This window comes from Micromonospora sp. NPDC047557, from assembly GCF_043205095.1.
Classification (GTDB): Bacteria; Actinomycetota; Actinomycetes; order Mycobacteriales; family Micromonosporaceae; genus Micromonospora.
The window spans coordinates 98,596-122,362 of sequence record NZ_JBIDDK010000018.1; the positions used below are offsets into that span (position 1 = coordinate 98,596).

Sequence of the window (23,767 nt, forward strand, 5' to 3'; positions counted from 1 at the left end):
CCGACTTCCCGTAAAGCGAGTCGATCAAGCCGCGCTGGCCGCGTCTCGCTGCTCAGCGCCGGTCGGCCGGGCCTGCCAGAATGTGCGGATGTCTCGTCCTGTTGACGCCCTCGATTCCGCCTTTCCGGTCGCCGCCTCCATCGCGCTGGACCTGATCCGGCGCCCCGAGGTTTCCGGGCAGTGGTCGAAGCCGAGCGCCCTGCCGCACATGTCCGTAGGCGCCCTGGCGTGCCACCTCGGCCGGCAGGCCCTACGGGCTGCGGAGCTGCTGCCGACACCCGCCGACCTGCCCACGCTGGATTCGGCCGACAGCCATTACGAGCGGGCCGCCTGGGTCACCGAAGGCACCCCGGACGCCGACACGGTCGCCGCGGGCTCGGACGAGGCCGACGCGCTCCGCGGCCCGGCAGACCTGCACGCCCGCTCCGGCGCGGCGCTGGCGAAGGTCACTGACCTGCTGTCGCGGGGAGCCGCCGTCGACGTCGTGCCGATCCCGTGGCAGGGCTGGTCCCTGCGCCGCGCCGACTTCCTGCTCACGCGCCAGCTGGAGATCGTCGTGCACTCCGACGACCTCGCGGTCAGCGTCGGCATGCCCACGCCGGAATTCCCGGCGGAGATCTTCGACCCCGTACGCGACCTGCTGGTCCGCCTGGCCGTCCGCCGGCACGGCCAGTCCGCGCTGATCGGCGCGCTGAGTCGCAGCGAGCGAGCCCAGGACATCTCCGCCTTCTGACCCGACGTCCGCCGCGCCCGACACCCCGCGCCGCCTCGGGCCCGGTGTCCCCCTGCCCCCTGGGTCCCTTGTTCGTCCCCTGTCGAGCTGCCCCAGATATGGGGCGGGCCGCCGGAAGCGAGAAGCGCGGACCAGCGCCGCCGAAGCGCGGACCAGCGCCGCCGAAGCGCGGACCAGCGCCGCCGAAGCGCGGATCAGCGTCACCGAGAAGCCCCGGGGCCGGGACCGCCCCTTGATCGACTCCAGTTCGCCGACCTTGTGGTGTCCCAACGCTGTGGATGCCGCGATATCGGCGAACTGGAGTCGATCAGGGGTGAGTCCAGCCAGCCCAACCCGCGAAGCCATCCGTCGGCGTGGCAGGCCGGAAATCGATCGCTTGAAACCCGGCGCCACGCCACGCCCCCGCCACGCCACGCCCCCGCCACGCCACGCCCGCCCCGCCTCCGCCCCGCCCCGCCCCGCATCGCCACGCCTCCGCCTCGCCCCGCCGCCGGCCCGCCTCGCCCCCGCCCCGCCACGCCCCATATGTGGGGCAGCTCGACAGGGGCCGAACCAGGGACTCGGGGTACGGCCCGCGGGGCCACCGGCCGGGGCAGACCGGCCGACCCGCAAGCCGGAAAGCCCACCGGAAAGGCCAGCGGAAGGGCCGCAGACCGCCCTGCGAGGCCCAGCGGAAGATCCGGCCGAAGCGCCCGGGCCGCCACGCGAAAGGGCGGGTGGGTACGGCGCAGGCCGCCGGCCCGGATCGGGTCGGCGGCCTGCGGGTGATGCGGTGGTGCGGGTGGTGCGAAGAGCGGAGGTCAGCGCTCGGCGAAGGGGAGGTAGTCCCGCTCGGCGGCACCGACGTAGACCTGCCGCGGACGGCCGATCTTGGTCTCCGGGTCGTTGATCATCTCGCGCCACTGGGCGATCCAGCCGGGCAGCCGGCCGAGCGCGAACAGCACCGTGAACATCTTCGTGGGGAAGCCCATGGCCTTGTAGATCAGGCCGGTGTAGAAGTCCACGTTCGGGTAGAGCCGGCGGGAGACGAAGAAGTCGTCGGCGAGCGCGATCTCCTCCAGCTCCATGGCGATGTCCAGCAGCGGGTCCGGCTTGGCCATCCGGCCCAGCACGTCCTGCGCGGCCTTCTTGACGATCGCCGCCCGCGGGTCGTAGTTCTTGTAGACCCGGTGGCCGAAGCCCATGAGCTTGACGCCGTCCTGCTTGTCCTTGACCTTGCGGACGAAGGACCGGACGTCGCCGTCGCCGGCGTGGATCTGCTGGAGCATCTCCAGCACCGCCTGGTTGGCGCCGCCGTGCAGCGGGCCGAACAGCGCGTTCACGCCCGCCGAGACGGAGGCGAACAGGTTGGCGTTGCTGGAGCCGACCAGCCGGACGGTCGACGTCGAGCAGTTCTGCTCGTGGTCGGCGTGCAGGACGAAGAGCATGTCCAGCACCTTCGACATCACCGGGTCGACCACGTACGGCTCCGCCGGCACGCCGAAGGTCATGCGCAGCAGGTTGTCCACGTACCCCAGGGAGTTGTCCGGGTAGAGCAGCGGCTGCCCGATGGACTTCTTGTACGCGTACGAGGCGATGGTGGGGACCTTCGCCATGAGCCGGACCGTGGAGATCTCCACGTGCTCGGAGTCGAACGGGTCCAGGCTGTCCTGGTAGAAGGTCGACAGGGCGCTCACCGCCGACGACAGCACCGCCATCGGGTGCGCGTCGCGGGGGAAGCCGTCGAAGAAGCGGCGCATCTCCTCGTGCAGCAGCGAGTGCCGCCGGATCCACTCGGTGAACTCGGTCAGCTGCTGCTCGGTGGGCAGCTCACCGTAGATGAGCAGGTACGAGACCTCCAGGAAGGAGGACTTCTCGGCCAGCTGCTCGATCGGGTATCCCCGGTAACGCAGGATCCCCGCGTCGCCATCGATGTAGGTGATCGCGGATGAGGCCGCTGCGGTGTTGACGAAACCGGGGTCGTACGTCGTCATCCCGGTTTCCTTCAGCAGCTTGCTCACCCCGATACCGGCGGGGCCCTCGACCGCGGGATGTACCGGCATCGACAGCTGCCCACCGGGGTGATCGAGCTTGACTTCCGTCATGTGGTTCCTCGCTTCGCCGGCAGATCTACGTTGAATTGCCTTCGCTTCTACCGTAATTGCGGCTCGGGGGACACTGCCCGCCGTGGTTCGGCGGTGAGGTATGCGTCACCCGATTCCCGACTGGGCAGCCGGGAAACCCGCCCTCCCGCCAGCGGAGGACAGGAGATCAGGACAACGTGAGGCGCCGTAGCGTACCGTCCGCCGCGACCTGGTAGACGTCGAGCTGATTCGTCCCGGCGCGGAACAGCCGGTCGTCGGTGAGCAGTGCGGCGAAGCGGCGGCCGCCCGGGTCGGCCGGCACCACCGGGACGACCGCGCCGATCCGGCCGTTGACGGCGACGGCCAGCAGCGTGCCGTCCGGTACCGCGTCCGGCACGTCACCCCAGACCAGCGCCGGAAGGGTGCCGGTGTCCGGGTCGGTCGCCCGGAAGGCGGCCAGGTCGGCGACCTGGGCGCTGCCTCCGGTCGGGCCGGCGCGGACCTCGGTGCCCACCAGGGGGTGCGGTGGCGGCAGCGGCGGCGCGGTGGGCACCCCGCCTCCGAAGGTGACCACCTGCCCGGGGGTGTCGTAGAAGTGCTTCGTGGCGTCGGCGCGGGGAGCCTGCCGGGCGGAGCGGCCGTCGACGTGCCAGGGCAAGCGGATGCCGGCTTCGTCGGCGACGGTCGGCAGCAGGTCGACATGTTCCCAGTTGCGGTCGTCCACCCGGCCCGTCTGCTGCCCGGGTTCCTTGACGAACATGGGCACCCAGGCGACCTCGCCGGGAGCGGCCTTGATGGCGTCCATGCCCCGGCCCTGCGCGCCCGGATGGAAGCTCACCCCGTGGTCGGCGGTGACGACGACGAGGGCCTTGTCGTAGAGGCCGCTGGCGCGCAGCGTCCGCAGGGTCTCCCCGATCAGCCGGTCGGTGTAGCCGAGTTGGGCGAGGTGACGCTGGCGGGCCAGCTCGACCCAGCCCGTGCCGTCGTTGGGCAGGTCCTCCGGGGCGTCGTAGCGGGCGCCGGACGGCAGGTACGCCCACGGGGAGTGCGGCATCAGCAGGTGCAGGAAGTGCAGGGCGGGTCGGGGTTGCGGCTTCAGCCCGGCCAGGAAGCTGGTGAACCGGGCGGGCTGGTTGTCGTCGAGGCTGTCCCAGCGGAACTTCGGGTCGGCCGGGACCGGCTCGGCGGCGTCCAGGCCGGCCTCGACGCGGGTCTGCTCCCGGTAGGAGTCCTCCGGGTCGACGCGGGCGTTCGTCGGCCCGGCGACCTGACCGAGCAGCTTGCCGGTCTCCCGGACCAGCACACCGAGGCCCTGTTCGGGGGCGACGGGCTGCTCGCACCGGCTGGGTGGGCAGAGCCGGGTGATGCTCTCCTGGGCCTGGATGTCGTACAGGCCGCCGAAGGCGGTGAAGAGGTTGTCCGGGTACTGCGAGTAGTGCGGCGCGACCGCCCGCGCCGGGTAGCGGCCGGTGAGCATCGCCGGCAGCGCGTTCGGCGTCCAGCCGCTGACCCCGGTGGCGTTGCGGTACCAGGTCGAGCCTTCAGCCAGCTCGGCGAAGTGCGGGAACCGCGCGGCGTCGATCCGGCCGTCGCCGCCGAGGAGGCTGACCAGCGGCAGCTCGTCGAGGATCAGCATGACCACCGGCGGGTGCACGGCCACGCCCTGCGCGGTGCCGACCGCGCCGCCGTCGCCGCGCGGCAGCACGACCGCCGAGGTGGGCGAGACGAACAGGAACAGCGCCACGAAGGCCACCGGCCCGGCGGCGGCCAGTCGCAGCGCCCGGCCCGGCGACCGCCACCGCCGGTGCGCGGCCGCGCCGCCCAGACCGGCCAGACCGGCAAGCACCAGCAGGGGTACGCCCCGAAGCGGCGTCGTGTGCCGGCCCACCTGCACGGCGAGGGCGGCGAGCAGCAGCCCGACCAGCGTCGTGTGGGTGAGCGCGCGGGCGGTGCGGCCGGCCAGTCGGCTCAGTGCGCCGAGCAGCGCCACGGGCACGGTTGGCGCGAGGGCCACCAGGGCGACCAGCAGCAGGATCTGGCCGGGGTCGGCACGGTGGAAGAGGAAGAAGTCGGGGCTGCGGCCGAGTACGTCCAACAGCGGCTGGGTGACGACCAGCCCGACCAGCGCCACGATCTCCAGCAGCCGGCCCAGCTCGCCGCGCCAGCCCTGGTCCCAGCGGCCGGGCGTCGGCGGACCGGCGACGGGTCCCGGCGGGTCGGCGACTGCCGGTTCAGCCACCCATCACCGCCCGGTAGAGCGTGCGGGTGCCCGAGGGCAGTTCCAGTCGGTCGGTGATCCGGCCCCGGGCCGCGAGGAGCCGTTCGAAGGTGTCGCGCCGGTAGTCCGGGAAGAGGCCGTCGGGCTTGTTGGCCAGCAGCCGGGTGGCCATCGGGTCGTCCGGGTGGACGAACTCCACCACCACCGTGCCGCCGGGTGCGCTCAGCCCGGCCAGCCAGTCGACGACCTCCGGCAGCGGCACGTTGCGGCCGATCGCCAGGTGGTGAACCAGGGCCAGGGCGAGCACGACGTCCGCCGACGCGCGCTGCGCGAAGCTGGCGCGCTCGACGCCGCGCCAGCCGCCACCGGGCGACGGGTCGGCCAGGTCGACAACCAGCGGCAGGATCCGTTGCTGGCCCTCGGAGCGCAGCGCCCGGTACAGCTCGTCGACCACGGCCGGGTCCTGCTCGACCGCGACCACGTAGTCGGCGTGCCCGGCGGCCAGGCGGGCGTACCGGCCGTCGTTGGCGCCCAGGTCGAGCACCAGGCGCGGGCGGGCGGCGGCGGCCACCGCGGTGACCACGAACTGCTCCTTGGCGACCCGGTCGCGCGCCGAATAGCCGCAGGTGCGCTGGTAGTCCGACCAGTGGCTGCGCGACGGACGGTGCTCCAGCCGGCGGACGAGCTTCTCGATGCCGCGTACGGTGGCCGCCTGCAGGTCCCGGGAGTAGCCGGCGGCGCGTAGTTGGGCCTTGACGTCCCTGGTGCTGGCGTCGGCGTTGCGTTGCTGCATGGCGCCGTGCAGGTGCAGGTGGGCCAGGACGCCGGGGCGCAGCCGGCGGGCGCCGCCGAAGAGGGGGCGCAGCTGATCGGCCTCGATGCCGTCGACCTGGGCGCGCAGCCAGGGCTGGAAGTCCACGCCCAGGTGGGCGGTGAGCAGCAGCGGGTAGAGCACGGTCTGGCAGAACTGCCGGTAGCCCGCCCACGGCTCCCCGTCGCGCAGCGGCTCGAAGGAGCCGATGTCGATGAAGACCGGCTTCGCGCCGCGCCACTGCAGGTTGTAGGCGGAGCCGTCCTTGGTGGTGAAGCCGTTGGCGAGGGCGGTACGCAGGATCTCCAGGTGCAGCAGCGCGGCGTCGCGCAGCATGCCGAAGGACCACTCGTACGGGTGGGAGACGAACGGGATGCGCTCGTGGCGCAGCACCGTCGCCCACGGGGTGCCGGCCGCGGCGGGCACCAGCGTCGGCGGGGCGTCCTCGGTGGCGCAGACCTTGCCCGCCGAGACGAGCGTGGGAAAGAACGGGCTGGCCGCGAGGGTCCGCCAGTGCTCGGCGGCCTGGGCGTCGAGCCCGCGCAGCACCTCGTCGCCGACGTGGAACACCCGGTTGGCGGGGTCGCGGAAGGAGGCGGGCTCGGGGCGTACCCCGGTGGGCGAGGTCGTCATGGTCGCGGCGACCGCTACCGCTGGTCGGTGGGTTGCCGACGGAACCGGTCGACAAGCCGTCGCCAGTAGAGCTTGGCGGCGACCGCGGCGCCGGCCACCCCGCCGACGACGGCCTGCACGATCAGGCTGCCGGATCCCGCGTCCAGGTAGGCCAGATGGATCACCGACCGCTCCTTCCCCTCGCCCGTCTCGACGCCGGCGTCCCGGGGATACAGCGGTGAGGCTTTTAACCCAGAAAGCCGGACTTGTCCATCACCGTACGCTGCTCGTCTGCGCCGTCGCGGCGACATCGGAGGACTCCCAGCCTGGCCACAGGAAGCCGCCCTCGTCGGTACGCTGCGAAGGTGCGCTGGACAGTCGTGGACGCGCCACTGGACTCCTCCGGCGCTCGCCGCGGCGAGGAGCGGGCCCCGGCCGCCCTGCGCGCGGCCGGCCTGCTGGACGCGCTCGCCGCGGACGACGACGGGCAGGTGGACGAGGCGTGGCTTCGCGACGCGGCCCGTGATTCGGCGAGCGGGGTGATCGGCGCCGCCGGCCTGGTCCGGGCCGGCGCGGCGCTCAGCAGCCGGGTCGCCGCGCTGATCTCCGACGGGCGTCGGCCGCTCGTGCTCGGTGGGGACTGCGCGATCCTGCCCGGCATCTGCCGGGGCCTGCCGCGTACGACCGAGCTGTGGTTCGTCGACGCTCATCCCGACTTCCTCGACGGCGCGACCTCGCCGACCGGCGAGGCCGCCGACATGGACCTCTCGGTGGTCACCGGGCACGGCCCGACCGCCGCGATCGGCGTCGACGAGGCCCTGCTCGACCCCGGACGGGTCCACCTGCTCGGGCACCGCCCGCCGTCCGACGACGACGGCCGGATCGAGGCGGCCCGGATCGACGCGGCGATCCACCAGGTGCCCGCCGCCGACCTGGTGCGCCGGGGCGCGGGGGCGGTCGGGGCGGCCCTGGCAGCCGGCGGCGACGGGCCGGCCTGGCTGCACCTCGACCTGGACGCGGTGGACCCGCGCGACCTGCCGGCGGTGACCTACCCCGAGCCGGACGGGCTGCGCTGGCCCGACCTGGCGGCGCTGGTCACCCCGCTGGCCCGCGCCGACCGGCTGCTCGGGATGAGCGTGACCGACCTGAACGCCGACGAGGACCCCGACGGGCGCCACGCGCGACGCGTCGTCGAGGTCCTCGCGGACGTGCTGAACGGCTGACCGACGGCTGTCTCAGCCCCGCCGGTGGTGCATGCCGAGGCGCAGCAGCACGAAGCGCAGCACGGTCGCGGCCAGGTTCGCCGCCACCAGGACGGCCAGCTCCACCGGCCGGGCGGGCACGGCGATGAGCGCGTGCAGCACCGCCAGCGCCCCGCTGGTCAGCGCCAGGCCGAGCGCGAACGCCAGCAGCCCCTGCGCGTGGTGGCGACCGGCGTGCCGGCTGCCGGTGATGCCGAACGTCAGCCGCCGGTTCGCGGCCGTGTTCGCCACCGCCGTCACCAGCAGGGCCAGCAGGTTCGCCGGCTGCGCCCCGAGCGCGCCCCGGGTGGCCACGAAGAGCAGCAGGTACGCCAGCGTGCTGGCCACCCCGACGGCGGCGAACCGGGTCAGCTGCCGGGGCAGTCCGACCGGCACCTGCGCCGGCGGCGCGGCCAGCGGCGCCCGGCCGAGCTGCGCGCGCAGCTCGGCCAGCGGCAGCGCGCCGGTCACCAGCGCCCGACCGAGGCGGCCCATCCCCCGCAGGTCGGCCAGGGCGGTGGCGACGATGTCGACGCGGCTGTCCGGGTCGTCGACCCAGTCCACCGGCACCTCGTGGATGCGCAGCCCGGCCCGTTGAGCGAGCACCAGCAGCTCGGTGTCGAAGAACCAACCGGTGTCGCGTACGTGCGGGAGCAGCCCGGCGGCCACGTCCGCGCGGATGGCCTTGAACCCGCACTGCGCGTCGGAGAACCGCGCCGCCAGCGCGCCCCGCAGCAGCAGGTTGTAGGCCCGGGAGATCACCTCCCGCTTGGCGCCGCGCACCACCCGGGACGTGCGCGCCAGCCGGGTGCCGATCGCCAGGTCGGAGTGGCCGGAGATGAGCGGCGCGACCAGTGGCAGCAGCGCCGCCAGATCGGTGGACAGGTCCACGTCCATGTACGCCAGCACCGGCGCCGGCGACGCGGACCACGCGGCGGACAGCGCCCGCCCCCGCCCCTTGGCGTCCAGGTGCCGTACGCCGACGCCGGGCAGCTCGGCGGCGAGCGCCTGGGCCACGGCCAGGGTGCCGTCCACGCTGGCGTTGTCGGCGACGGTGATCTGGAACGGGTACGGGAAGTGCTCGGTGAGATGCGCGTGCAACCGGCGTACGCACGGCCCGAGGTCGGTCTCCTCGTTGTAGACCGGGATCACCACGTCCAGCAGCGCGTCGGCGGTGGTGGACCGGGTCTGGACGGCGGCACGGGGACCGCTGAGCGCGGTCACGACGCGTCCGCGCCGGTGCTCAGGTCGTAGACGGTGACCCCGTCCACGGTCTGCGCCGTGAAGGTCTCCGCGACCCAGGTGGAGATCTCCTGCGCGGCGGAGCTGCCACCGTTGGCCCGGAAGCCGCCGCCACCCACGAAGTAGTGGATCTTGTGCTCGGCGACGTAACGTTGGAACTGCGCGAGCGTCGGTGACGGGTCGCTGCCGTTGAACCCGCCGATCGGCATCACCGGGTCACCGGTGGCCAACTGGTAGCCGGAGGCGTTGTTGGAACCGATGGTGGCCGCCACCCAGGTGTAGTCGTCGCTGTCGCGCTCCAGCAGCTCGCGCAGCGCGGCGCTGGGCTCGCGGGCGTCGAGCAGACCGCCCATGCCGCCGCCACCCTCCCGACCACCACGGGCGCCGGGCAGCTGACCGCCGCCGGGAAAACCGCCCGGGAAGCCCGGCGCCTGCGCGCCGCCAGGAGCACCGGGCACCTGCCCGCCGCCCGGGAGGCCAGGGAACTGTCCGCCGCCCGGGAAACCCGGGAACTGTCCGCCGTTCTGGTTGCCGTTGCGGCCGTCGCCGGGGAACTGCTCGCCGCCGGGGAACGCCATGCCGCCGGGCGGTCGCCCGCCGGGGAAGCCACCGCGACCGAAACCGCCCGCCACCGCCGGGCCGGCGCTCGGGATCGCGCCGGTGTGCGGGGTCGCCGCGGTCTGCGCCGCGTACGCCGCCGGCCCTGCCAGGGCCGCCGCCGCGCCGACGCCGAGCACCACGGGCACCAGCCAGCGGGGCAGTCGGGCGGCCAGCAGGATCAGGGCCGCGCCGAGCAGGCCGGCGACCAGCACGGCGGTACGCAGCCACGGGTACCAGTCGGGGCTGCGCCCGAGCAGCACCCACGCCCACCAGACGGTGACCACGAGGGTGGCGGCGAGCGTCACCGTGGCGGCCAGCGGACGCCACCGCTGCCATCGGGACACCACCACCGGTTCGTCAGGCGCGCCGGCGACCGGGGCGGGCCGCGGTCGGCGCTGCCGCCAGAGCACTGTGACGCCGATGCCGACCAGCGCGCCGACGGCCGGTGCGAGCGCCACGGTGTAGTAGGCGTGGAAGATCCCGGACATGAAGCTGAAGATCAGACCGGTGACCAGCAGCCAGCCGCCCCACAGCAGCAGGCCGGCCCGGGTGCGGTCGGTCCGCGCGGCCCGCCCGGCCACCAGCAGGCCCGCGACCAGCAGGATCAGCGCGGCCGGCAGCAGCCAGGAGATCTGACCGCCGACCTCGCCGTCGAACATCCGCAGCAGGCCGGTCTGCCCGGAGAACGGGCCACCGCCACCGCCCATGCGCCCGGCACCGCCGCCGCCGACGCTGCCCACCTCGTCGCCGGTGATCCGGCCGAGGCCGTTGTAGCCGAGGGTCAGCTCCAGGATGCTGTTGCCCTGCGAACCTCCGATGTACGGGCGGGCGCTGGCCGGGACGAGTTCGACGATGGCCACCCACCAGCCGGCGGACACCACCACCGCGAGACCGGCCAGCAGCAGTTGCCGCACCCGCCGCCACAGCCCGGTCGGCGCGGCCAGCAGGTAGACGCCGGCGAACACCGGCACCAGCAGGAACGCCTGGAGCATCTTGGTCAGGAAGCCGAATCCGACCAGCACGCCGGCCAGCATGATCCACCGGGTGCTGGCCGTCTCCAGCGCGCGCACGGTGGCGTACGCGCCGGCGACCAGCAGCAGCACGAGCAGCGCGTCCGGGTTGTTGAAGCGGAACATGAGCGTCGCCACCGGGGTGACGGCGAGGACCGCACCGGCGATCAGGCCGGCGACCGGCCCGTACCAGCGCTTGACGCTCGCGTACAGCACGCCGACGGAGGCGACCCCGCAGAGCGCCTGTGGAACGAGCATCGCCCAGCTGTTGAGCCCGAAGACGCGCACCGACAGGGCCATCAACCACAGCGAGGCGGGCGTCTTGTCCACGGTGATCGAGTTGGCCGCGTCCGACGAGCCGTAGAAGAACGCCTTCCCGCTCACCGAGCCGGCCTGCACGGCGGCCGCGTAGAACGAGTTGGCCCAGCCGGAGGCGCCCAGGCCCCAGACGTACAACAGGCCGGTGCACAGGAGCAGGACCACCAGAGCGGGCCGGGTCCAGGTCGGCGCGCGGCCCGCCGGCGGCGAGTGTTCCTCGGGGCGCGTGGTCGTGCGGGGCGGCCCCTCCGGTTCGGCGGGCGTCGTCGGCAGGGTGTCTGTTCTGTCCATGCGGCCAGCCTCGGCGGCCGGACTGGCGGGACCCCGTGCGCCGACTATGTGTCAGCTGTGGGATTCGGCAGGCGGACGACGAACACGGTCCGCCCCGGCCGGCTCTCGACGGTGACCGTGCCGTGGTGGGCCTCCACCACGGCCGCCACGATCGCCAGGCCGAGGCCGGTGCTGCCGTGCGCCCGGGACCGGGAGCTGTCGCCCCGGGCGAAACGCTCGAACATCTCCGGTTGCAACTCGTTCGGCACCCCCGGCCCGTCGTCCGCGACGGTGAGCACGGCGGCGTCCGCCTCGACGGCCAGGGTGGTGGTGACGGTCGTGCCGGGCGGGGTGTGCACGCGGGCGTTGGCCAGCAGGTTCGCGACCACCTGGTGCAGGCGGGCGGCGTCGCCGGGCACCCGGATGACCACCTCGGGCAGGTCGAGCTGCCAGCGGTGCTCGGGGCCGGCCACGTGCGCGTCGCTGACCGCGTCCACCACGAGGGCGGACAGGTCGACCGGGTCCACGGCGAGCGGCCGGCCGGTGTCGAGCCGGGCCAGCAGCAGCAGGTCGTCGACGAGACTGGTCATCCGGGTGCTCTCCGACTCGACGCGGCGCAGCGCGTGCGCCACGTCGGCGGGGACCTCGTCGCGGCCGCGCCGGGCCACCTCGGCGTACCCCCGGATCGCCGCGAGGGGGGTGCGCAGCTCGTGGCTGGCGTCGGCGACGAACTGGCGTACGCGGGTCTCGCTGGCCTGCCGCGCGGACAGCGCGTCGGCGACGTGGCCGAGCATCCGGTTGAGCGCCGCGCCGACCTGGCCGACCTCGGTCCGCGGGTCGGTGTCCCCGGCCGGCACCCGGACGGCGAGCGCGACCTCGCCCCGGTCCAGCGGCAGCTCGGTGACCCGGGTGGCGGTGGCGGCCACCCGGTTCAGCGGTCGCAGCGTGGCCCGCACGATCAGCGCGCCGGCCGCGCCGGCGAGGAGCAGCCCGACCGCGGCCACGCCGGCCTGCGCGGCGACCAGCGCCCAGACGGTGTCCTGCACGCCGGACAGCGGGATCGCCACGGCCAGCACGTCCCCGCTGGGTAGCTGCCGCGCCACCGCCCGGACGTCGCCCTCGCCGAGGGTGACCGTGCGCGGCCGACCGTCGGTGGGCAGCGCGACCAGCCGCGCGGCGTCCGCGGCGGGGACGTCGGCGAGGCTGCCGCTCTCGGTGCTCCTCGTCGCCGTGGTGACGCCGTCGGCGAGGCGTACGGCCACCGAGCCCGGCGGGAAGCCACGCGGAGGCTCCGGCGGGGGCGGGCCGACGTCGCCCGGACGCGTGGCGGGCCACCCGGGGTCGCCGCCCTGGCGGAACCACGGCGGCACGTCGGCGCGCGGCCGGTCCCCCATCGTCAACTGATTGTCGACCTGGCCGAACAAAAAGTGCCGCAGGGCGACCGTGGTGAGCCCGCCGATCGCGATGCTGACCAGGGCGAGCAGTGCCACCAGGGCGAATACCAGCCGGGCCCGCAGCGACCGGCCGGCCAGCCACCGCCGGGCGGTCCGCAGCGGCCGGCGGCCCGGCCGTACGTCAGTCGGCGGGTTTGAGGACATAGCCCGCGCCGCGCAGCGTGTGGATCATCGGCGGCCGGCCGGCGTCGATCTTCTTGCGCAGGTACGAGATGTACAGCTCCACCACGTTGGCCTGGCCGCCGAAGTCGTAGTTCCACACCCGGTCGAGGATCTGCGCCTTGCTGAGCACCCGGCGCGGATTGCGCATCAGGTAGCGCAGCAGCTCGAACTCGGTCGCGGTCAGCGTGATGAGCTGGCCGGCGCGGCGGACCTCGTGGCTGTCCTCGTCGAGGCTGAGGTCGCCGACGGTCAGCACCGCCTCCTCCTGGGCGGCGACCGCGAAGCCGGAGCGGCGCAGCAGCGCGCGCAGTCGGGCGATGACCTCCTCCAGGCTGAACGGCTTGGTCACGTAGTCGTCGCCGCCCACGGTCAGCCCGGCGATGCGTTCCTCGACCGCGTCGCGGGCGGTCAGGAACAGCACCGGCACGGTGGGGGCGTGCTCGCGCAGCCGGCGCAGCACCTGGAAGCCGTCCAGGTCGGGCAGCATGACGTCGAGCACGACGGCGTCCGGCTGGAACTGCCGCGCGGCGCTCAGCGCGGCCATGCCGTTGCCGGCGCTGCGCACCTGCCAGCCCTCGTAGCGCAGCGCCATCGACAGCAGGTCGGCCAATGTCGCCTCGTCGTCGACCACCAGCACCCGGACCGGTTCGCCGTCGGGGCGGCGCAACTCGATCCGGCCCGGCACGGTCTGCCCCTGGATGACCATGTCCCCCATCGTGGGCGGGTCCGCTGTGTCACGCCTCTGCCCCACCTGTGTGCCAGCTGTGCGGCCGGGCCGCCGGACCATCGCTCAGCCCTCGCCCGTGCTCACTCGGACACCCCGTACGCGTCGGTCCGCACGAACCGCATGCTCCACCCGCCCAGGCCGTCCGGCTGGTCGCGTTCGTAGAGGTGGTCGGGACCGGGTTGCGTCGGGCCGGTGCCGTCCGGGTGCCGCATGATCCAACGCCGCGGCGGGGCCCCGTCCGGCCCGGCCGGAACCTCGCGGACCAGGCCGTCCGCGGGACCGCCGACGAAGCGTACGGTGACCTCGCTCATCGCGGTGTCCCCCCGGTGACCGTGCCGGCACGCTCGGTACGCCCAGCCCTGGCTCGCAAGCTACCGCACCCGCCACCGGCCCGCGCCGGTGTACGCCGGGATCGGCCGCGCCCGATCACCGCACGGTTTGCCCAGCTCGGACCCCGGGTACCGCGTTCGGAGGCACCCGCCGTCGGCGGGCGAGGGCGAGGAGTGGTCGATGCGCACGCTGGATGGGCGGTATCAGCTCGAACAGCGTATCGGCGTGGGCGGGATGTCCGAGGTGTGGCGAGCCCACGACCGGGTGCTGGACCGGCCGGTCGCGGTGAAGCTCATCTCGCCCGGCCCGGAGGATCTGCACGACACGGTGGACCGCATCCGCACGGAGGCCCGCTCCGCAGCTCGGCTGGTGCACCCGAACGTCGCGAGCGTGCACGACTTCGGCACCTCCTCGACGCTCCCCGGCCGTCGGGCGCCCTACATCGTGATGGAGCTGGCCGAGGGCGAGACGCTCGCCGCGCACCTGCGGGCTGGTCCACTGGACTGGCGCATCTCGGTGCGGGTCTGCGCCGAGGTCGCTGCCGCGCTGTCCGCCGCCCACGCGAGCGGCATCGTCCACCGCGACGTGAAGCCGGCCAATGTCATGCTCACCCCGGTCGGGGTGAAGGTCCTGGACTTCGGCATCGCCACCCCGGCCGGGGTCGCGGACCCGATACCGGACGGCATGGTGTTCGGCACCCCGGCGTACCTGGCGCCCGAGCAGCTCGACGGCACGCCGGCCACCCCGGCGGCCGACATGTACGCCCTCGGCGTGCTGCTCTACTACTGCCTCACCAGCCGGCTGCCCTACCGGGCGAGCAACGCGACCGAGCTGCTGACCGAGCGTCGGACCCAACCTCCGGAGCCGCTGCCCGAGATCGACGGGCTGCCGCCGGAGGTGTCCGAGTTGTGCCGCTCATGCCTGGCCGACGACCCGGCGCAGCGTCCGACCAGCCTGGTCGCCGCGCTGCTGCTGGCCGAGGCCGTGGACGCCCGGGTGTACGTGCCGATGGTGATCCCCACGCCACGCCGACCTGCGGCGACGTCGCCGTGGAACGAGCGAGCCGCCGCGGAGGCCACCGAGGCCCTGTCGATGGTCGACGGGCCCTGAACCCGGGTGGCCGGGCGTTTCGCCCGCTCGCGGCCGGGTAGCCGGGCGGGTGAGCGACGGGAGGAACGCGATGCCGAGCCCCAGTTCCTGGCTGCACGAGGCCACCGCGACGGCCGAGGGCGGCCACGTACGCACCGATGACGGAGGGCTCTCTACGCCGCTGGCGTCGCCGCTGGCGGCGCACTGCACCGGCCTGAGACCGGAGCAGTTGTTGGCCGCGGCCTTCGCGTCCTGCCTGCACCACGCGGCGGTGGAGGCGGCCGGGGAGATCACGAACGAGGCGCACACCGTCCAGGTACGCGCCGAGGCGAAGTTGGGCCGCGACGACGACGGCCGGTACCGGGCCGACGTGCACGCCTCGATCTCGTCCGCCGGCCTGAGTCGCGCCCAGTTGGCCGATCTGGTCGAGTACGCCGACCGGCTCTGGCCGTTCTCCAGCGGCGACAACACGCGGCACCGACTGACCGTGACCCCGGCGGAGAACGGCCGACACTGACCCCGGGCCGGTTCGCGGCATTTCGCCTGTCACATCCGCCGGACGACCACCGTGCGCCTCCGCCGTCCGGTGGAGCGGGCACCCTCCGAAGAGAGGATGCCCGGGAAAGGACCGAAGTCGGTGCGGGAGGCCGAAGCGGTGACCGGGTTAGCCTGGCTAATCGGGAATAACCGGCTTGCCTGATCAGCGAGGTTCCACCGTTCGACACAGTTTCTGCCCGATATGACAGCCACGATCCGGGCAAATTGTGGCGCATGCCACCGTACGGGCCGGTGGCAGCGGGCGGTCGACTATCTAGCCTCGGCGGGTGCATCCCGTCGACCCCGCCGCCCAGAAGCTGACCGACGCGCTCCCGACCACCCGTTCGGGGGACGCCGTATCAACCGAACGGACGATCGGCCGTCACCGGGTCCCCGACCCGCCGCGCCGCGCCCGGCTGGGCTCCACCCCCATCCGGGTCGCCCTGGCCACCGGCGTCACCTGCTGCCTCGGCCTGGGCGCGTTCGCTGCCGCCCGTGGCACCGAGGACGCTCCGCAGCCCGTACGACCGATGGCCGACGCGCTGGCCGACCGCGCCGCCATCGCCGACGAGCGCGCCTCCCGGTCGCTGGACCGCGAGCCCGCCCCCGCCCGGGTCCTCCCCCCGACCCCCACGGCGTTGCCGACCGCCACCCCCACCCCCGCCCGCAAGGCGCCCAAGAAGCCGGTCAAGCCCCGCCGGCCACGCCCGGTCGCCGGGCTCGACCAGACCCAGATGGACAACGCCAAGATCATCGTGGACGTCGGCCTGGAGCTGAAGATGCCGCGCCGCGCCCTGGTGGTGGCGCTGGCCACCGCGATGCAGGAGAGCAACCTCTACAACCTGGCCAGCGACGTGCTGCCGGAGTCGACGCAGTACCCGCACCAGGGCACCGGCGCCGACCACGACTCGGTCGGGCTGTTCCAGCAGCGGCCCAGCAGCGGCTGGGGCACGGTGGCCGAGCTGATGCGCCCGTCGTACGCCGCCCGGGCCTTCTACACGGCGCTGGCCGAGATCCCCGGCTGGGAGGACATGAGCGTCACCGCCGCCGCCCAGGCGGTGCAGATCTCCGCCTTCCCCGACGCGTACGCCCAGCACGAGGAGCGCGCCAGCACCGTGGCGGCGGCGCTCACCGTCTGAACCTGCGCTCAGCGGGCCGGACGCCCGCTGGGCGGCTGGGCGCCCGCGTCCCGGCCGCCGGCCGCCACCCGGGTCGCCGGTACACCCGTTCCGGCCGCAGCCGTGGGCGTGTCGGCCGGCACCGGCTCGACGGTCACGCCGGTGAGGATCTCGTCGACAAGCGCCGCGCGGCGTCGCCGTGCGTGCAACGCCTCCTCGAAGTCCCGCCGGGCCTGCACGGCGTCCGCGTACGCCTGCTCGCGGACGCGACGGGCCTCCTCGCGGGCCTCGTCCAACTCGGATCGGGCCTGCGCCAGGATCTCGGCCGCCTCCCGCCGCACCGCGTCGCCGGCCAGCCGGGTCGTCCCGGCGTCGCCCAGGTCGAGCCGCTGGAGCAGCCCGCTGAGCCAGGTCGCCTCCTGGCGGATCTCGTCCCACTCGCGGGTCGCCCCGGCGGCGCCCTCCGCCCGCGCCGCGAGTCGGGACAACCGGATCCCCAGCTCATCCAGGCAGGAATCGACCTGCCTCTGGTCGTAGCCGGTCTTCACGACGGAGAACCTCATACTGTCGCCCCCAGGCAGCCGCTGTTACTTCCCCACCTGGATCCTCGGACGCGGCGACAGCGACCGAGGCGGTTCGGGAAAATTGTTCAGCATGCGCGCGCGTCCGGCGGGCGCGGCGCGGCGACGGGCCACGTCGGACCGGCGGCGGGGACAATGCCGACCGACCGCGCCGGGCGGATCAGGGGCGCTTGGGCAGCACGACCACGCGGCCGAAGAACTCGTCGATGCGACGCACCACGTCGTTGAAGTCGTCCAGGTCGATCGGCTTGGTGACGTACGCGTTGGCCTGCAACGTGTAGCTGCCGACGATGTCGGTGTCGGCGTTCGAGGTGGTCAGCACCACGATCGGAATTGTCCGTAGATCCTCGTCCTGCTTGACCGCGCCGAGCACCTGACGCCCGTCCATCCGGGGCATGTTCAGGTCCAGCAGGATGACGTCAGGTCGGCGGGCCTGCACGTGCCGGCCCTCGGCGCGCAGGAACTCCATCGCCTCCTCGCCGTCGCTGACCACGTCGATGATCTTCTCGACGTCGGAGTCGGCCAACGCCTCCTCGATCATCAGCACGTCACCCGGATCGTCGTCGACCACCAGGATGCGTACCGGCTGCGGGCTGTCGCCCATCACTACCTGCCTCGGGTCGGCGGAGAAAGGAGACCGGAACGGTCACCGTGCTGGCGGGGAAATCTAGCCCATCAGGAGGCGCTCTTGGACGTCGGGTCCGCCGTGTCCGGAAGGTATCGCAGCACGTCGGCCAGACCGGTGACCCGCAACACACGCTCGACGCGCCCGGTGGCGCCCGTGATCCGCAACCAGCCCCCGTCGGCGGCGACCTGGTTGTCGCCCCGGACGAACACGGCCATCCCGGTGGAGTCGCAGAAGGTCAGGTCGGTGAGGTCGAGCAGCACATGCCGCTCGCCGGCCGCGGTGAGCTTGTCGATGGCGGCGGCCAGCTCGCCGGCGGTGCTCAGGTCCAGCTCACCGGCGAGCCGCAGGCAGGCCGCACCGCCGTCGCGCTCGGCGTGGCTGACGCTGAACGTCACCGTTCTCCCCCTCGCTCCACCGGTGGGTGGGACGTTTGCAGTCCGGCAAGTATACGCAGGGGGGTACGACGGTCCGCAGCGCGTGGTGATCGTCCGGGGGTCGTCCTCAGCCCGCGGAACGGGACGCGGGGACCAAACCGGCACGGCTGCGCGCCAGCGCGTGCGACGCGCGGGGGAAGTCGCGCAGCACGGCGGTGTAGTGCTCCAGGGTCAGGGCGACCGCGCTGGCCGGCACACCCCGACTCGTCAGGATCTCCACCAGCCACCTGACGAACTCGGTGAACAGCGAGGCGTCGTCGACGTAGAGCGAGGCGGCCAGCGAGTCCAGGATGTGCCCCAGGTCGCTCACCGTCGAGTCGAGCTGGGCGGCCGTGTACGCGCGGGTCGCCGGCACCCGTTCGCGCAGGTCGGTCAGCGCGCTGTCGATCAACTCACCCCTGCGGCGGACGAGACTCGCGTACTCGTCGTCGGCCAGGTGCCCGAGCTGCGCCGCCGGCACCCGCCGTACCGCCCGCTCGTCGGCGATCAACTCGGCCGCCGCCGGCGCGTCCGGCGCCCAGGCCGCGCCGAGCCGGGCCGCCCACCGGCCGTCCGCGCCGAAGCCACGCCCGCCGACCACGACCGGCACGTCCGAACGCCGGCACGCCTCGATCATCCGGTGGGCGTGCGGCAGCCGCATCGGCAGCGCGCAGGCCAACGCGACCGCCTGCGCGTCGTGCCGGTGCAGGTACGACACCAGGTGCGCCGCCGGCACGCTGGCCCCGAGGAAGGTCACCTGCCAGCCGCGCAGCCGCAGCACCTCGGCCACCAGCCGGGGCGGCAGCGCGTGCCACTCGCCGTCCATGCAGGCGACCACGACCCGCCCGCCGGTCGGACGCGGGTTGGCGTGCGTCGCCACCGCGGCCACCACCCGCTCGCTGATGTGCGTCGCCGCGTGCTCCTGGGCCACGCTCCACTGGTTGCGAGCCCACCGCTCACCCACCTCGGCCTGGGCCGGCGCGACCAAGTCGAGCAGCACCCGCTCCGGCGGTACGCCCGCGTCGAGCAGGCCGAGGGCCACGTCGACCGCGGCGTACTCGTCGGCCTCGCCGAGGCAGGCCAGGTAGCCGGGGTAGGCGTCGGCCAGGTCCGTTGTCGTGGCGGGGGCGGTCACGCGGGGCTCTCCCTCTGCTCGGTGACGCTCGTCGACGTGGGCACCGCGTGCAGGTGCCGCGCGCCTCGCCCGCCCGGGCTGACCGCGCGCAACGCCAGCACCGCGATGTCGTCGTGGTCGCCGTGCCCCAGCCAGTCACAGGTGACCTGCTCGACGCGTTCGGCCAGGGCCGGCGCCGGCATCCGCTGGCAATCGGTCAGGGCCGTGAGCAAACGCTCCGTGCCGAACTGCTCGTCGCCGCGGCGGCCCCCGCGGGCCTCGGTCACGCCGTCGCTGTAGAGCAGGCAGGTCTCGCCCGGCGCCAGCCGCACGGTCACCTCACCGACGCGCGGGTCGGGCACCACCCCGATCAGCATGCCGCGCAGCGGCACCGACTCGACCTCGCCCGAGGTACGCAGCACCAGCGGCGGCAGGTGCCCGCCCCCGGCCATCGTGAGGGTCACGCCGCCGTCGCGCTGCGGACGGGCCACGCCGAGCACGATGGTGGCGAAGCGGCCCTGGCCGTGCGCCTGGGTCGTCTCCAGCAACGCGTCGTTGAGCAGTCGCAGCAGCCGCCCGGGGTGCGACTCGACCCGGTGCAGCGCCTGGAGGCACTGGCGGAGCTGGCCGGTGAAGACCGCCGCCTCGACGCCCTTGCCCGAGACGTCGCCGAGAAAGAACACGCAACCGCCGTCGGCGAGCCGGTGCGAACCGTAGAAGTCGCCGCCGATCCGCAGCCCCGCCTGGGCCGGGCGGTACGCGGTGCCCCACTGCACACCGGGGGCCTCGGTCGGCTCGACCGGCAGCAGGCTGGCCTGCAGGGTGTCGGCGACCTCGGCCTGGTCGCGGTAGAGCAGAGCGGTGGTCAGCGCCGCGCCGGCCCGGGCCGCGAAGGCACGAATCAACCCGACGTCGTCCTCGTCGTACCACCGGCTGGAGCGGCGGGCGACAAGCAGCACCCCGGCGGGGGCGTCCCGGCCGGGCAACGGAACGACCCGGGCGACGCTGTCGGCGCCCGTGAGGCCGGGCAGCCAGCCGGCGTCGACCGCCTGCTCCACCAGCCAGTCGAGAGCGTGCGGCTCGACCCCGGTCAGCCCTTCGGCGATCGCGGTCGGCAGGGCGGGGCCGGCGAGCACGCCGCTGTCGACCGTCGGCGTCTCGTCGTCGGCCCGGGTGGCCCGCCACCACCGGGCCCGGCCCACGCGCGGCGCCAGCACCAGCACGGCCACCTCGGCGAGGGTCGGCACGGCGAGGCGGACGACCGCCGCGGCGGCCCGGTCCGGGTGCAGCGGGTTGCCCAGCTTGTCGCCGACCACGGCCAGGAACGCCGAGCGGGCCCGCTCGGCGAGCAGCGCGTCGGCACGGCTGACGCTCTCGGTGACGTCCTCCACGTACCAGCAGCAGCGACCGGCGGAGAGGGGCACCTGGCGGGCGGTGAGCCGACGGCCGTGGTGGGTGAAGCCTCCGGGGCTCGCCTCGCCCAGACCCGGAACGCTGGACGCGGCCAGCGAAACACCGGGGACCACCTCGGGCAGCAACCGCTCGGCCACCGGGCTGACGTGTCGGACGACGCCGTCGGCGTCGCAGACCACCAGGCCCTCGCGGAAGTGCTCGACGACCTCGGGCCAGTCGGGCGCGGCCCGATCACGGTCGGGGGCCAGCGGCGGCAGCGCGGTGCCCGGCCAGGACGGCGCGTCGGCGGACCACGCCGGCGCCCGTGTGGTGCTCGGCGTGGAGATCCGTCCGTCGTCGGTGTCCCTGACGTCGGAAGCAGTCACCAGCTGAGCCTCACTCCTTGTCGTCCACCCGAACCCGCACGCAGAACCGGCGTCTGTGGTCAAATCTCTCCGGCCACCCTACGCCGGTCCGCCGCGACCGGCATCCCACGGCAGGTCGCGGGCCCTCGGTCGCGTACCGGGCGGACCCGGCCGACGGTTGTTACGATCCCTTCGCACCGGCTGGAACCGCCGCGTGCGGAAAGGCGTGATCGTGCCATCGGAAGGGCGGGGCCCCGAAGCGACCCAGCTGAGCATGTCCGTCGATCGGTCCGATCCCGACATGCCCCTGATCCGCGTGGGCGGCGAACTGGCGTACCTGACCGCGGCGCCGGTGCGCGCCGAGGTCGACCGGGTCCTCGCCGACGCGCCGCGCGCCATCGTGCTGGATTTCGCCGACCTGGTCTTCATCGACAGCAGCGGTCTCGGCGTGATCGTGCACGCGTGGCGGGAGGGCCAGGAGGTCGGCACGACGCTGCGACTGCGGGCGGTCCCGCGCTTCCTGGCGACGATCCTGGACATCACCGGGGTGGCGGCGCTGCTCGACCGGCCGCTGCCGGCGACCCGGACGCTCGGCCCCAGCTCGCAGCAGTCCGCCGCCAGCGCGTGACCCGGCGGCTCGCGGCCCTGCGGTTTGCGTTCCGCTGCTGGACTGGGAAAATGGCGGAATGTCCCACCAGCTGTTGACCATTGAGGTGACCCGGCTCGACGCCGGTCACGTCCGGCTGCGGCTGACCGGCGAGTTGGACTACGACTCCGCTCCGGAGTTGGTCGCCGCCGCGGCTGAGCTGCACGGCGAGCAGCACGTGACGATCGACCTGGCCGGGGTCGGCCTCTGCGACTCGTCGGGCCTCAGCGCCCTGCTGATGGTGCGCCGGGGCGTCGGGGCGATCCGGCTGACCGGGGTTGGCGCACAACTCCAGCAGATGCTGGACCGCACCGGGCTCACCGAGCTGCTGGCCGTGGAGAACGCCGTCGCCGGCGACGGCGCCAATCTGCGCGCCCTGGGCTGACGGACGCACCCAACCACCGCCGGGTCACCATCTTTGGAAAAAAAGGGGGGTGGCCCCCGACCCTGGGACCTGGGGTCGGGGGCCGGAGAAATGTCTAGGGCGCGGTCATCGGCTGGAGCCGGGGGCCAGCGTCGCGCAGTTCGATGGCCGACGGAGGTTCGATGTCGTCGGGTTCCCCCGAGTCGGGCGTCTGGTACAGGTAGCGGACAAACTCCCCACCGGCCTCGTTGTCGTCCGCACCCGGCCACTGGCCGATGCAGTCCATCCCGACCACTTCCCGGCCGGTTCCGTCGGCTTCCTCCAGCAACGCCCACAGGCTCACCGGGTAGCACCGGGTGGCGTCGGGCGCGGTTTGCCACCGGGCGTACCAGCCAGGTCGAGCGGGAACGATCTCGACGATCCGTTTCATGACGACCTTCCTTCCGCGTACCTCGGAAGAACTGTGGTCCTGCCCCGATCCTGCGGGCCGCACGGGTGAGCACCCCTCACCCCGGCCGGATGAAGCCTGGCCGACGCTGAGCCCTACCCGGCCGGCGGCGTCCGTTTCGGCTCCCGGGCGGCGGGAACGCGACGGGCGCAGGATCGATCCCCAGCGGAAGGGGCGTCACCATGCGCAAGCAGATGGAGGGCGACAACCAGCGGCGCCGGGCGCTGGCCCGGCAGGCCCGCGAACAGGGCAGCCAGCCCAGTCAGTTCGGCGCCAGCCTGAGCGCCTCCAAGCAGCTCACCAGCCTGGACCAGGGCAAGCGGACCGGCCCAGCGCCGGCCGGACGGCACAAGCCGGACACCACGCGCGGTGGACCGGCCCCGCCGTCGAGGGGCACCGCGGACAATCCGCGCCCGCAGCCGCCACCCGGCGGCGCGGCCGGGGTGAACAGCGTGGGCTACCACGACCTGGTCGACGACGTTCGGCGCCGCTCCGGCGTCGACTTCTCGACGGCCAAGGTGGGCGCCGAGGCGACCGTGCTGGTGCTGGCCTTCGCGCTGGACGCGGCGGAGCGGCAACGACTGCTCGCCGCCGTGCCGAACTCGCTGCACGACGTCCTGCCCGTCGACGGCATCAAGCGGCACCGGGACCTGCCCGGCTTCCTGGCCGAGGTGGGCCGGATCAGCGGAAATTCGCCGGAGCAGGCCCGCTACCAGGCCGAGGCGACGCTCGCCGCGCTCGCCGACCAGGACGGCGACCTGGTCGAGTCCCTGCACGTCCCCGACGGCCTGCGGGAGCTGCTGAACCCGCCAGCGGCCGGCGGTGGCATCGTGGGCGCCTCCACCACCACACCCACGCTGGACGAGGCCCAGCTCCGGGCGGCGCTGGACGACCTGCCGTACTGGGCCGGAGACAGTACCGGCCTGTACCGCGTGATCGCGCTGCCGCCGGACAACCTGGACCGGGTGCTCGCCCGGCTGGACCGGCTGCGCGAGGAGACCGGGCGTGGCCCGAGCATCGGGCGACCGGGCGGCACGGCCGCCGTGCTGACCGTGCGCACCAACCAGGCCGACGGGGTGACCGCGCTCGACGTGGACCTCGCCCACTCGATCGACGACGCCATCGACGAGGTGGGGGCCGGGATGGCCAGCGGCTGACCGCCGCAGACGGCGCACGCGGGCCGGTGGACGCGGGTACCTCCCGCGCCGCCGGCCCGTCGGCCGCGCCCGGCGCGGTACGCGGCCCGTCCGCCGCGTCGGGCGCGGTACGCGGCCCGTCCGC

23 protein-coding genes are annotated in these 23,767 nt (G+C 74.0%); 8 read left to right on the plus strand and 15 right to left on the minus strand.

Features of this window, described 5'->3' with window-relative positions; all coding sequences use genetic code 11:
- Nucleotides 1-88 precede the first annotated feature (88 nt).
- Nucleotides 89-733 (plus strand): maleylpyruvate isomerase N-terminal domain-containing protein, encoded by a 645-nt coding sequence (locus ACGGAQ_RS29585; protein ID WP_393054843.1) that lies wholly within the window; start codon nucleotides 89-91, stop codon nucleotides 731-733.
- Between the two features lie 800 nt (nucleotides 734-1,533).
- Here ACGGAQ_RS29585 and ACGGAQ_RS29590 read toward each other — a convergent pair.
- From ACGGAQ_RS29590 to ACGGAQ_RS29605, 4 genes are all read right to left on the minus strand, one after another.
- Complete coding sequence (locus ACGGAQ_RS29590; protein WP_354862874.1) at nucleotides 1,534-2,817, minus strand: citrate synthase; 1,284 nt, start codon at nucleotides 2,815-2,817, stop codon at nucleotides 1,534-1,536.
- A 166-nt stretch (nucleotides 2,818-2,983) separates the two neighbouring features.
- Complete coding sequence (locus tag ACGGAQ_RS29595) at nucleotides 2,984-5,035, minus strand: sulfatase-like hydrolase/transferase (RefSeq protein ID WP_393054845.1); 2,052 nt, start codon at nucleotides 5,033-5,035, stop codon at nucleotides 2,984-2,986.
- The gene (locus ACGGAQ_RS29600; protein WP_393054847.1) at nucleotides 5,028-6,458 is read right to left on the minus strand and encodes a methyltransferase domain-containing protein; all 1,431 of its coding nucleotides are present in this window, start codon (nucleotides 6,456-6,458) and stop codon (nucleotides 5,028-5,030) included. The genes ACGGAQ_RS29595 and ACGGAQ_RS29600 overlap by 8 nt, the downstream gene beginning before the upstream one ends.
- A gap of 14 nt (nucleotides 6,459-6,472) precedes the next feature.
- Nucleotides 6,473-6,622 (minus strand): hypothetical protein, encoded by a 150-nt coding sequence (locus tag ACGGAQ_RS29605; RefSeq protein WP_007459587.1) that lies wholly within the window; start codon nucleotides 6,620-6,622, stop codon nucleotides 6,473-6,475.
- Nucleotides 6,623-6,802: 180 nt separating this feature from the next.
- On the opposite strand from ACGGAQ_RS29605, the gene ACGGAQ_RS29610 reads away from it, so the two are divergent.
- The gene (locus ACGGAQ_RS29610) at nucleotides 6,803-7,660 is read left to right on the plus strand and encodes an arginase family protein (protein WP_393054849.1); all 858 of its coding nucleotides are present in this window, start codon (nucleotides 6,803-6,805) and stop codon (nucleotides 7,658-7,660) included.
- Between the two features lie 12 nt (nucleotides 7,661-7,672).
- Here ACGGAQ_RS29610 and ACGGAQ_RS29615 read toward each other — a convergent pair whose 3' ends face one another.
- The 5 genes from ACGGAQ_RS29615 to ACGGAQ_RS29635 all read right to left on the minus strand — a co-directional run bounded on the left by ACGGAQ_RS29615 (nucleotide 7,673) and on the right by ACGGAQ_RS29635 (nucleotide 13,772).
- Nucleotides 7,673-8,902, minus strand: a complete 1,230-nt coding sequence (locus ACGGAQ_RS29615) for a glycosyltransferase (protein ID WP_393054851.1) — start codon at nucleotides 8,900-8,902, stop codon at nucleotides 7,673-7,675.
- Entirely contained in the window at nucleotides 8,899-11,139 is a 2,241-nt protein-coding gene (locus ACGGAQ_RS29620) for a glycosyltransferase family 39 protein (protein WP_393054853.1), read from the minus strand. The genes ACGGAQ_RS29615 and ACGGAQ_RS29620 overlap by 4 nt, the downstream gene beginning before the upstream one ends.
- A 44-nt stretch (nucleotides 11,140-11,183) precedes the next feature.
- On the minus strand, nucleotides 11,184-12,650 hold the full coding sequence (locus ACGGAQ_RS29625; protein ID WP_393054903.1) for a sensor histidine kinase: 1,467 nt from the start codon (nucleotides 12,648-12,650) through the stop codon (nucleotides 11,184-11,186).
- Between the two features lie 43 nt (nucleotides 12,651-12,693).
- Complete coding sequence (locus tag ACGGAQ_RS29630; RefSeq protein ID WP_355068997.1) at nucleotides 12,694-13,440, minus strand: response regulator transcription factor; 747 nt, start codon at nucleotides 13,438-13,440, stop codon at nucleotides 12,694-12,696.
- Between the two features lie 101 nt (nucleotides 13,441-13,541).
- Complete coding sequence (locus ACGGAQ_RS29635) at nucleotides 13,542-13,772, minus strand: hypothetical protein (RefSeq protein ID WP_393054855.1); 231 nt, start codon at nucleotides 13,770-13,772, stop codon at nucleotides 13,542-13,544.
- A gap of 199 nt (nucleotides 13,773-13,971) precedes the next feature.
- On the opposite strand from ACGGAQ_RS29635, the gene ACGGAQ_RS29640 reads away from it, so the two are divergent.
- The 3 genes from ACGGAQ_RS29640 (at nucleotide 13,972) to ACGGAQ_RS29650 (ending at nucleotide 16,556) form a co-directional block, all read left to right on the plus strand.
- Complete coding sequence (locus tag ACGGAQ_RS29640; protein WP_393054857.1) at nucleotides 13,972-14,901, plus strand: serine/threonine-protein kinase; 930 nt, start codon at nucleotides 13,972-13,974, stop codon at nucleotides 14,899-14,901.
- 70 nt (nucleotides 14,902-14,971) lie between these two features.
- Nucleotides 14,972-15,397 carry an OsmC family protein gene (locus ACGGAQ_RS29645; protein WP_266241740.1) on the plus strand — a complete coding sequence of 142 codons (426 nt, stop codon included), beginning with the start codon at nucleotides 14,972-14,974 and terminating at the stop codon, nucleotides 15,395-15,397.
- Nucleotides 15,398-15,704: 307 nt separating this feature from the next.
- Complete coding sequence (locus ACGGAQ_RS29650; protein WP_393054859.1) at nucleotides 15,705-16,556, plus strand: hypothetical protein; 852 nt, start codon at nucleotides 15,705-15,707, stop codon at nucleotides 16,554-16,556.
- A gap of 8 nt (nucleotides 16,557-16,564) precedes the next feature.
- On the opposite strand, the gene ACGGAQ_RS29655 is transcribed toward ACGGAQ_RS29650, so the two are convergent.
- From ACGGAQ_RS29655 to ACGGAQ_RS29675, 5 genes are all read right to left on the minus strand, one after another.
- Nucleotides 16,565-17,098, minus strand: a complete 534-nt coding sequence (locus ACGGAQ_RS29655) for an ATPase (protein WP_393054861.1) — start codon at nucleotides 17,096-17,098, stop codon at nucleotides 16,565-16,567.
- A 178-nt stretch (nucleotides 17,099-17,276) separates the two neighbouring features.
- The gene (locus ACGGAQ_RS29660) at nucleotides 17,277-17,720 is read right to left on the minus strand and encodes a response regulator (RefSeq protein ID WP_354861669.1); all 444 of its coding nucleotides are present in this window, start codon (nucleotides 17,718-17,720) and stop codon (nucleotides 17,277-17,279) included.
- A 71-nt stretch (nucleotides 17,721-17,791) separates the two neighbouring features.
- Complete coding sequence (locus ACGGAQ_RS29665; protein WP_393054863.1) at nucleotides 17,792-18,139, minus strand: STAS domain-containing protein; 348 nt, start codon at nucleotides 18,137-18,139, stop codon at nucleotides 17,792-17,794.
- 106 nt (nucleotides 18,140-18,245) lie between these two features.
- Nucleotides 18,246-19,292, minus strand: a complete 1,047-nt coding sequence (locus ACGGAQ_RS29670; RefSeq protein ID WP_393054865.1) for a B12-binding domain-containing protein — start codon at nucleotides 19,290-19,292, stop codon at nucleotides 18,246-18,248.
- Nucleotides 19,289-21,049, minus strand: coding sequence for a PP2C family protein-serine/threonine phosphatase (locus ACGGAQ_RS29675; RefSeq protein WP_393054867.1), 1,761 nt, complete (start codon nucleotides 21,047-21,049; stop codon nucleotides 19,289-19,291). The genes ACGGAQ_RS29670 and ACGGAQ_RS29675 overlap by 4 nt, the downstream gene beginning before the upstream one ends.
- A gap of 280 nt (nucleotides 21,050-21,329) precedes the next feature.
- Here ACGGAQ_RS29675 and ACGGAQ_RS29680 point away from each other — a divergent pair, with 280 nt between their 5' ends.
- Together ACGGAQ_RS29680 and ACGGAQ_RS29685 are read left to right on the plus strand one after the other, a co-directional pair.
- A complete protein-coding gene (locus ACGGAQ_RS29680; RefSeq protein ID WP_393054869.1) occupies nucleotides 21,330-21,656 on the plus strand; it encodes an STAS domain-containing protein in 327 nt (108 codons plus the stop codon).
- 58 nt (nucleotides 21,657-21,714) lie between these two features.
- A complete protein-coding gene (locus tag ACGGAQ_RS29685) occupies nucleotides 21,715-22,059 on the plus strand; it encodes an STAS domain-containing protein (RefSeq protein ID WP_393054871.1) in 345 nt (114 codons plus the stop codon).
- Nucleotides 22,060-22,153: 94 nt separating this feature from the next.
- Here ACGGAQ_RS29685 and ACGGAQ_RS29690 read toward each other — a convergent pair whose 3' ends face one another.
- Entirely contained in the window at nucleotides 22,154-22,468 is a 315-nt protein-coding gene (locus ACGGAQ_RS29690; RefSeq protein ID WP_393054873.1) for a hypothetical protein, read from the minus strand.
- Between the two features lie 200 nt (nucleotides 22,469-22,668).
- Between ACGGAQ_RS29690 and ACGGAQ_RS29695 the strand changes: the two genes are divergently transcribed.
- Nucleotides 22,669-23,643, plus strand: coding sequence for a DUF2267 domain-containing protein (locus ACGGAQ_RS29695; protein WP_354861681.1), 975 nt, complete (start codon nucleotides 22,669-22,671; stop codon nucleotides 23,641-23,643).
- Nucleotides 23,644-23,767: the final 124 nt, after the last annotated feature.

Bases quoted from the DNA above. Each gene is read 5' to 3' on its own strand.
- ACGGAQ_RS29585 (WP_393054843.1), top strand. From the start codon at position 89: ATGTCTCGTCCTGTTGACGCCCTCGATTCCGCCTTTCCGGTCGCCGCC.
- ACGGAQ_RS29590 (WP_354862874.1), bottom strand. From the start codon at position 2,817: ATGACGGAAGTCAAGCTCGATCACCCCGGTGGGCAGCTGTCGATGCCG.
- ACGGAQ_RS29600 (WP_393054847.1), bottom strand. From the start codon at position 6,458: ATGACGACCTCGCCCACCGGGGTACGCCCCGAGCCCGCCTCCTTCCGC.
- ACGGAQ_RS29620 (WP_393054853.1), bottom strand. From the start codon at position 11,139: ATGGACAGAACAGACACCCTGCCGACGACGCCCGCCGAACCGGAGGGG.
- ACGGAQ_RS29630 (WP_355068997.1), bottom strand. From the start codon at position 13,440: ATGGTCATCCAGGGGCAGACCGTGCCGGGCCGGATCGAGTTGCGCCGC.
- ACGGAQ_RS29635 (WP_393054855.1), bottom strand. From the start codon at position 13,772: ATGAGCGAGGTCACCGTACGCTTCGTCGGCGGTCCCGCGGACGGCCTG.
- ACGGAQ_RS29640 (WP_393054857.1), top strand. From the start codon at position 13,972: ATGCGCACGCTGGATGGGCGGTATCAGCTCGAACAGCGTATCGGCGTG.
- ACGGAQ_RS29645 (WP_266241740.1), top strand. From the start codon at position 14,972: ATGCCGAGCCCCAGTTCCTGGCTGCACGAGGCCACCGCGACGGCCGAG.
- ACGGAQ_RS29655 (WP_393054861.1), bottom strand. From the start codon at position 17,098: ATGAGGTTCTCCGTCGTGAAGACCGGCTACGACCAGAGGCAGGTCGAT.
- ACGGAQ_RS29660 (WP_354861669.1), bottom strand. From the start codon at position 17,720: ATGGGCGACAGCCCGCAGCCGGTACGCATCCTGGTGGTCGACGACGAT.
- ACGGAQ_RS29680 (WP_393054869.1), top strand. From the start codon at position 21,330: ATGCCCCTGATCCGCGTGGGCGGCGAACTGGCGTACCTGACCGCGGCG.
- ACGGAQ_RS29685 (WP_393054871.1), top strand. From the start codon at position 21,715: ATGTCCCACCAGCTGTTGACCATTGAGGTGACCCGGCTCGACGCCGGT.
- ACGGAQ_RS29690 (WP_393054873.1), bottom strand. From the start codon at position 22,468: ATGAAACGGATCGTCGAGATCGTTCCCGCTCGACCTGGCTGGTACGCC.
- ACGGAQ_RS29695 (WP_354861681.1), top strand. From the start codon at position 22,669: ATGCGCAAGCAGATGGAGGGCGACAACCAGCGGCGCCGGGCGCTGGCC.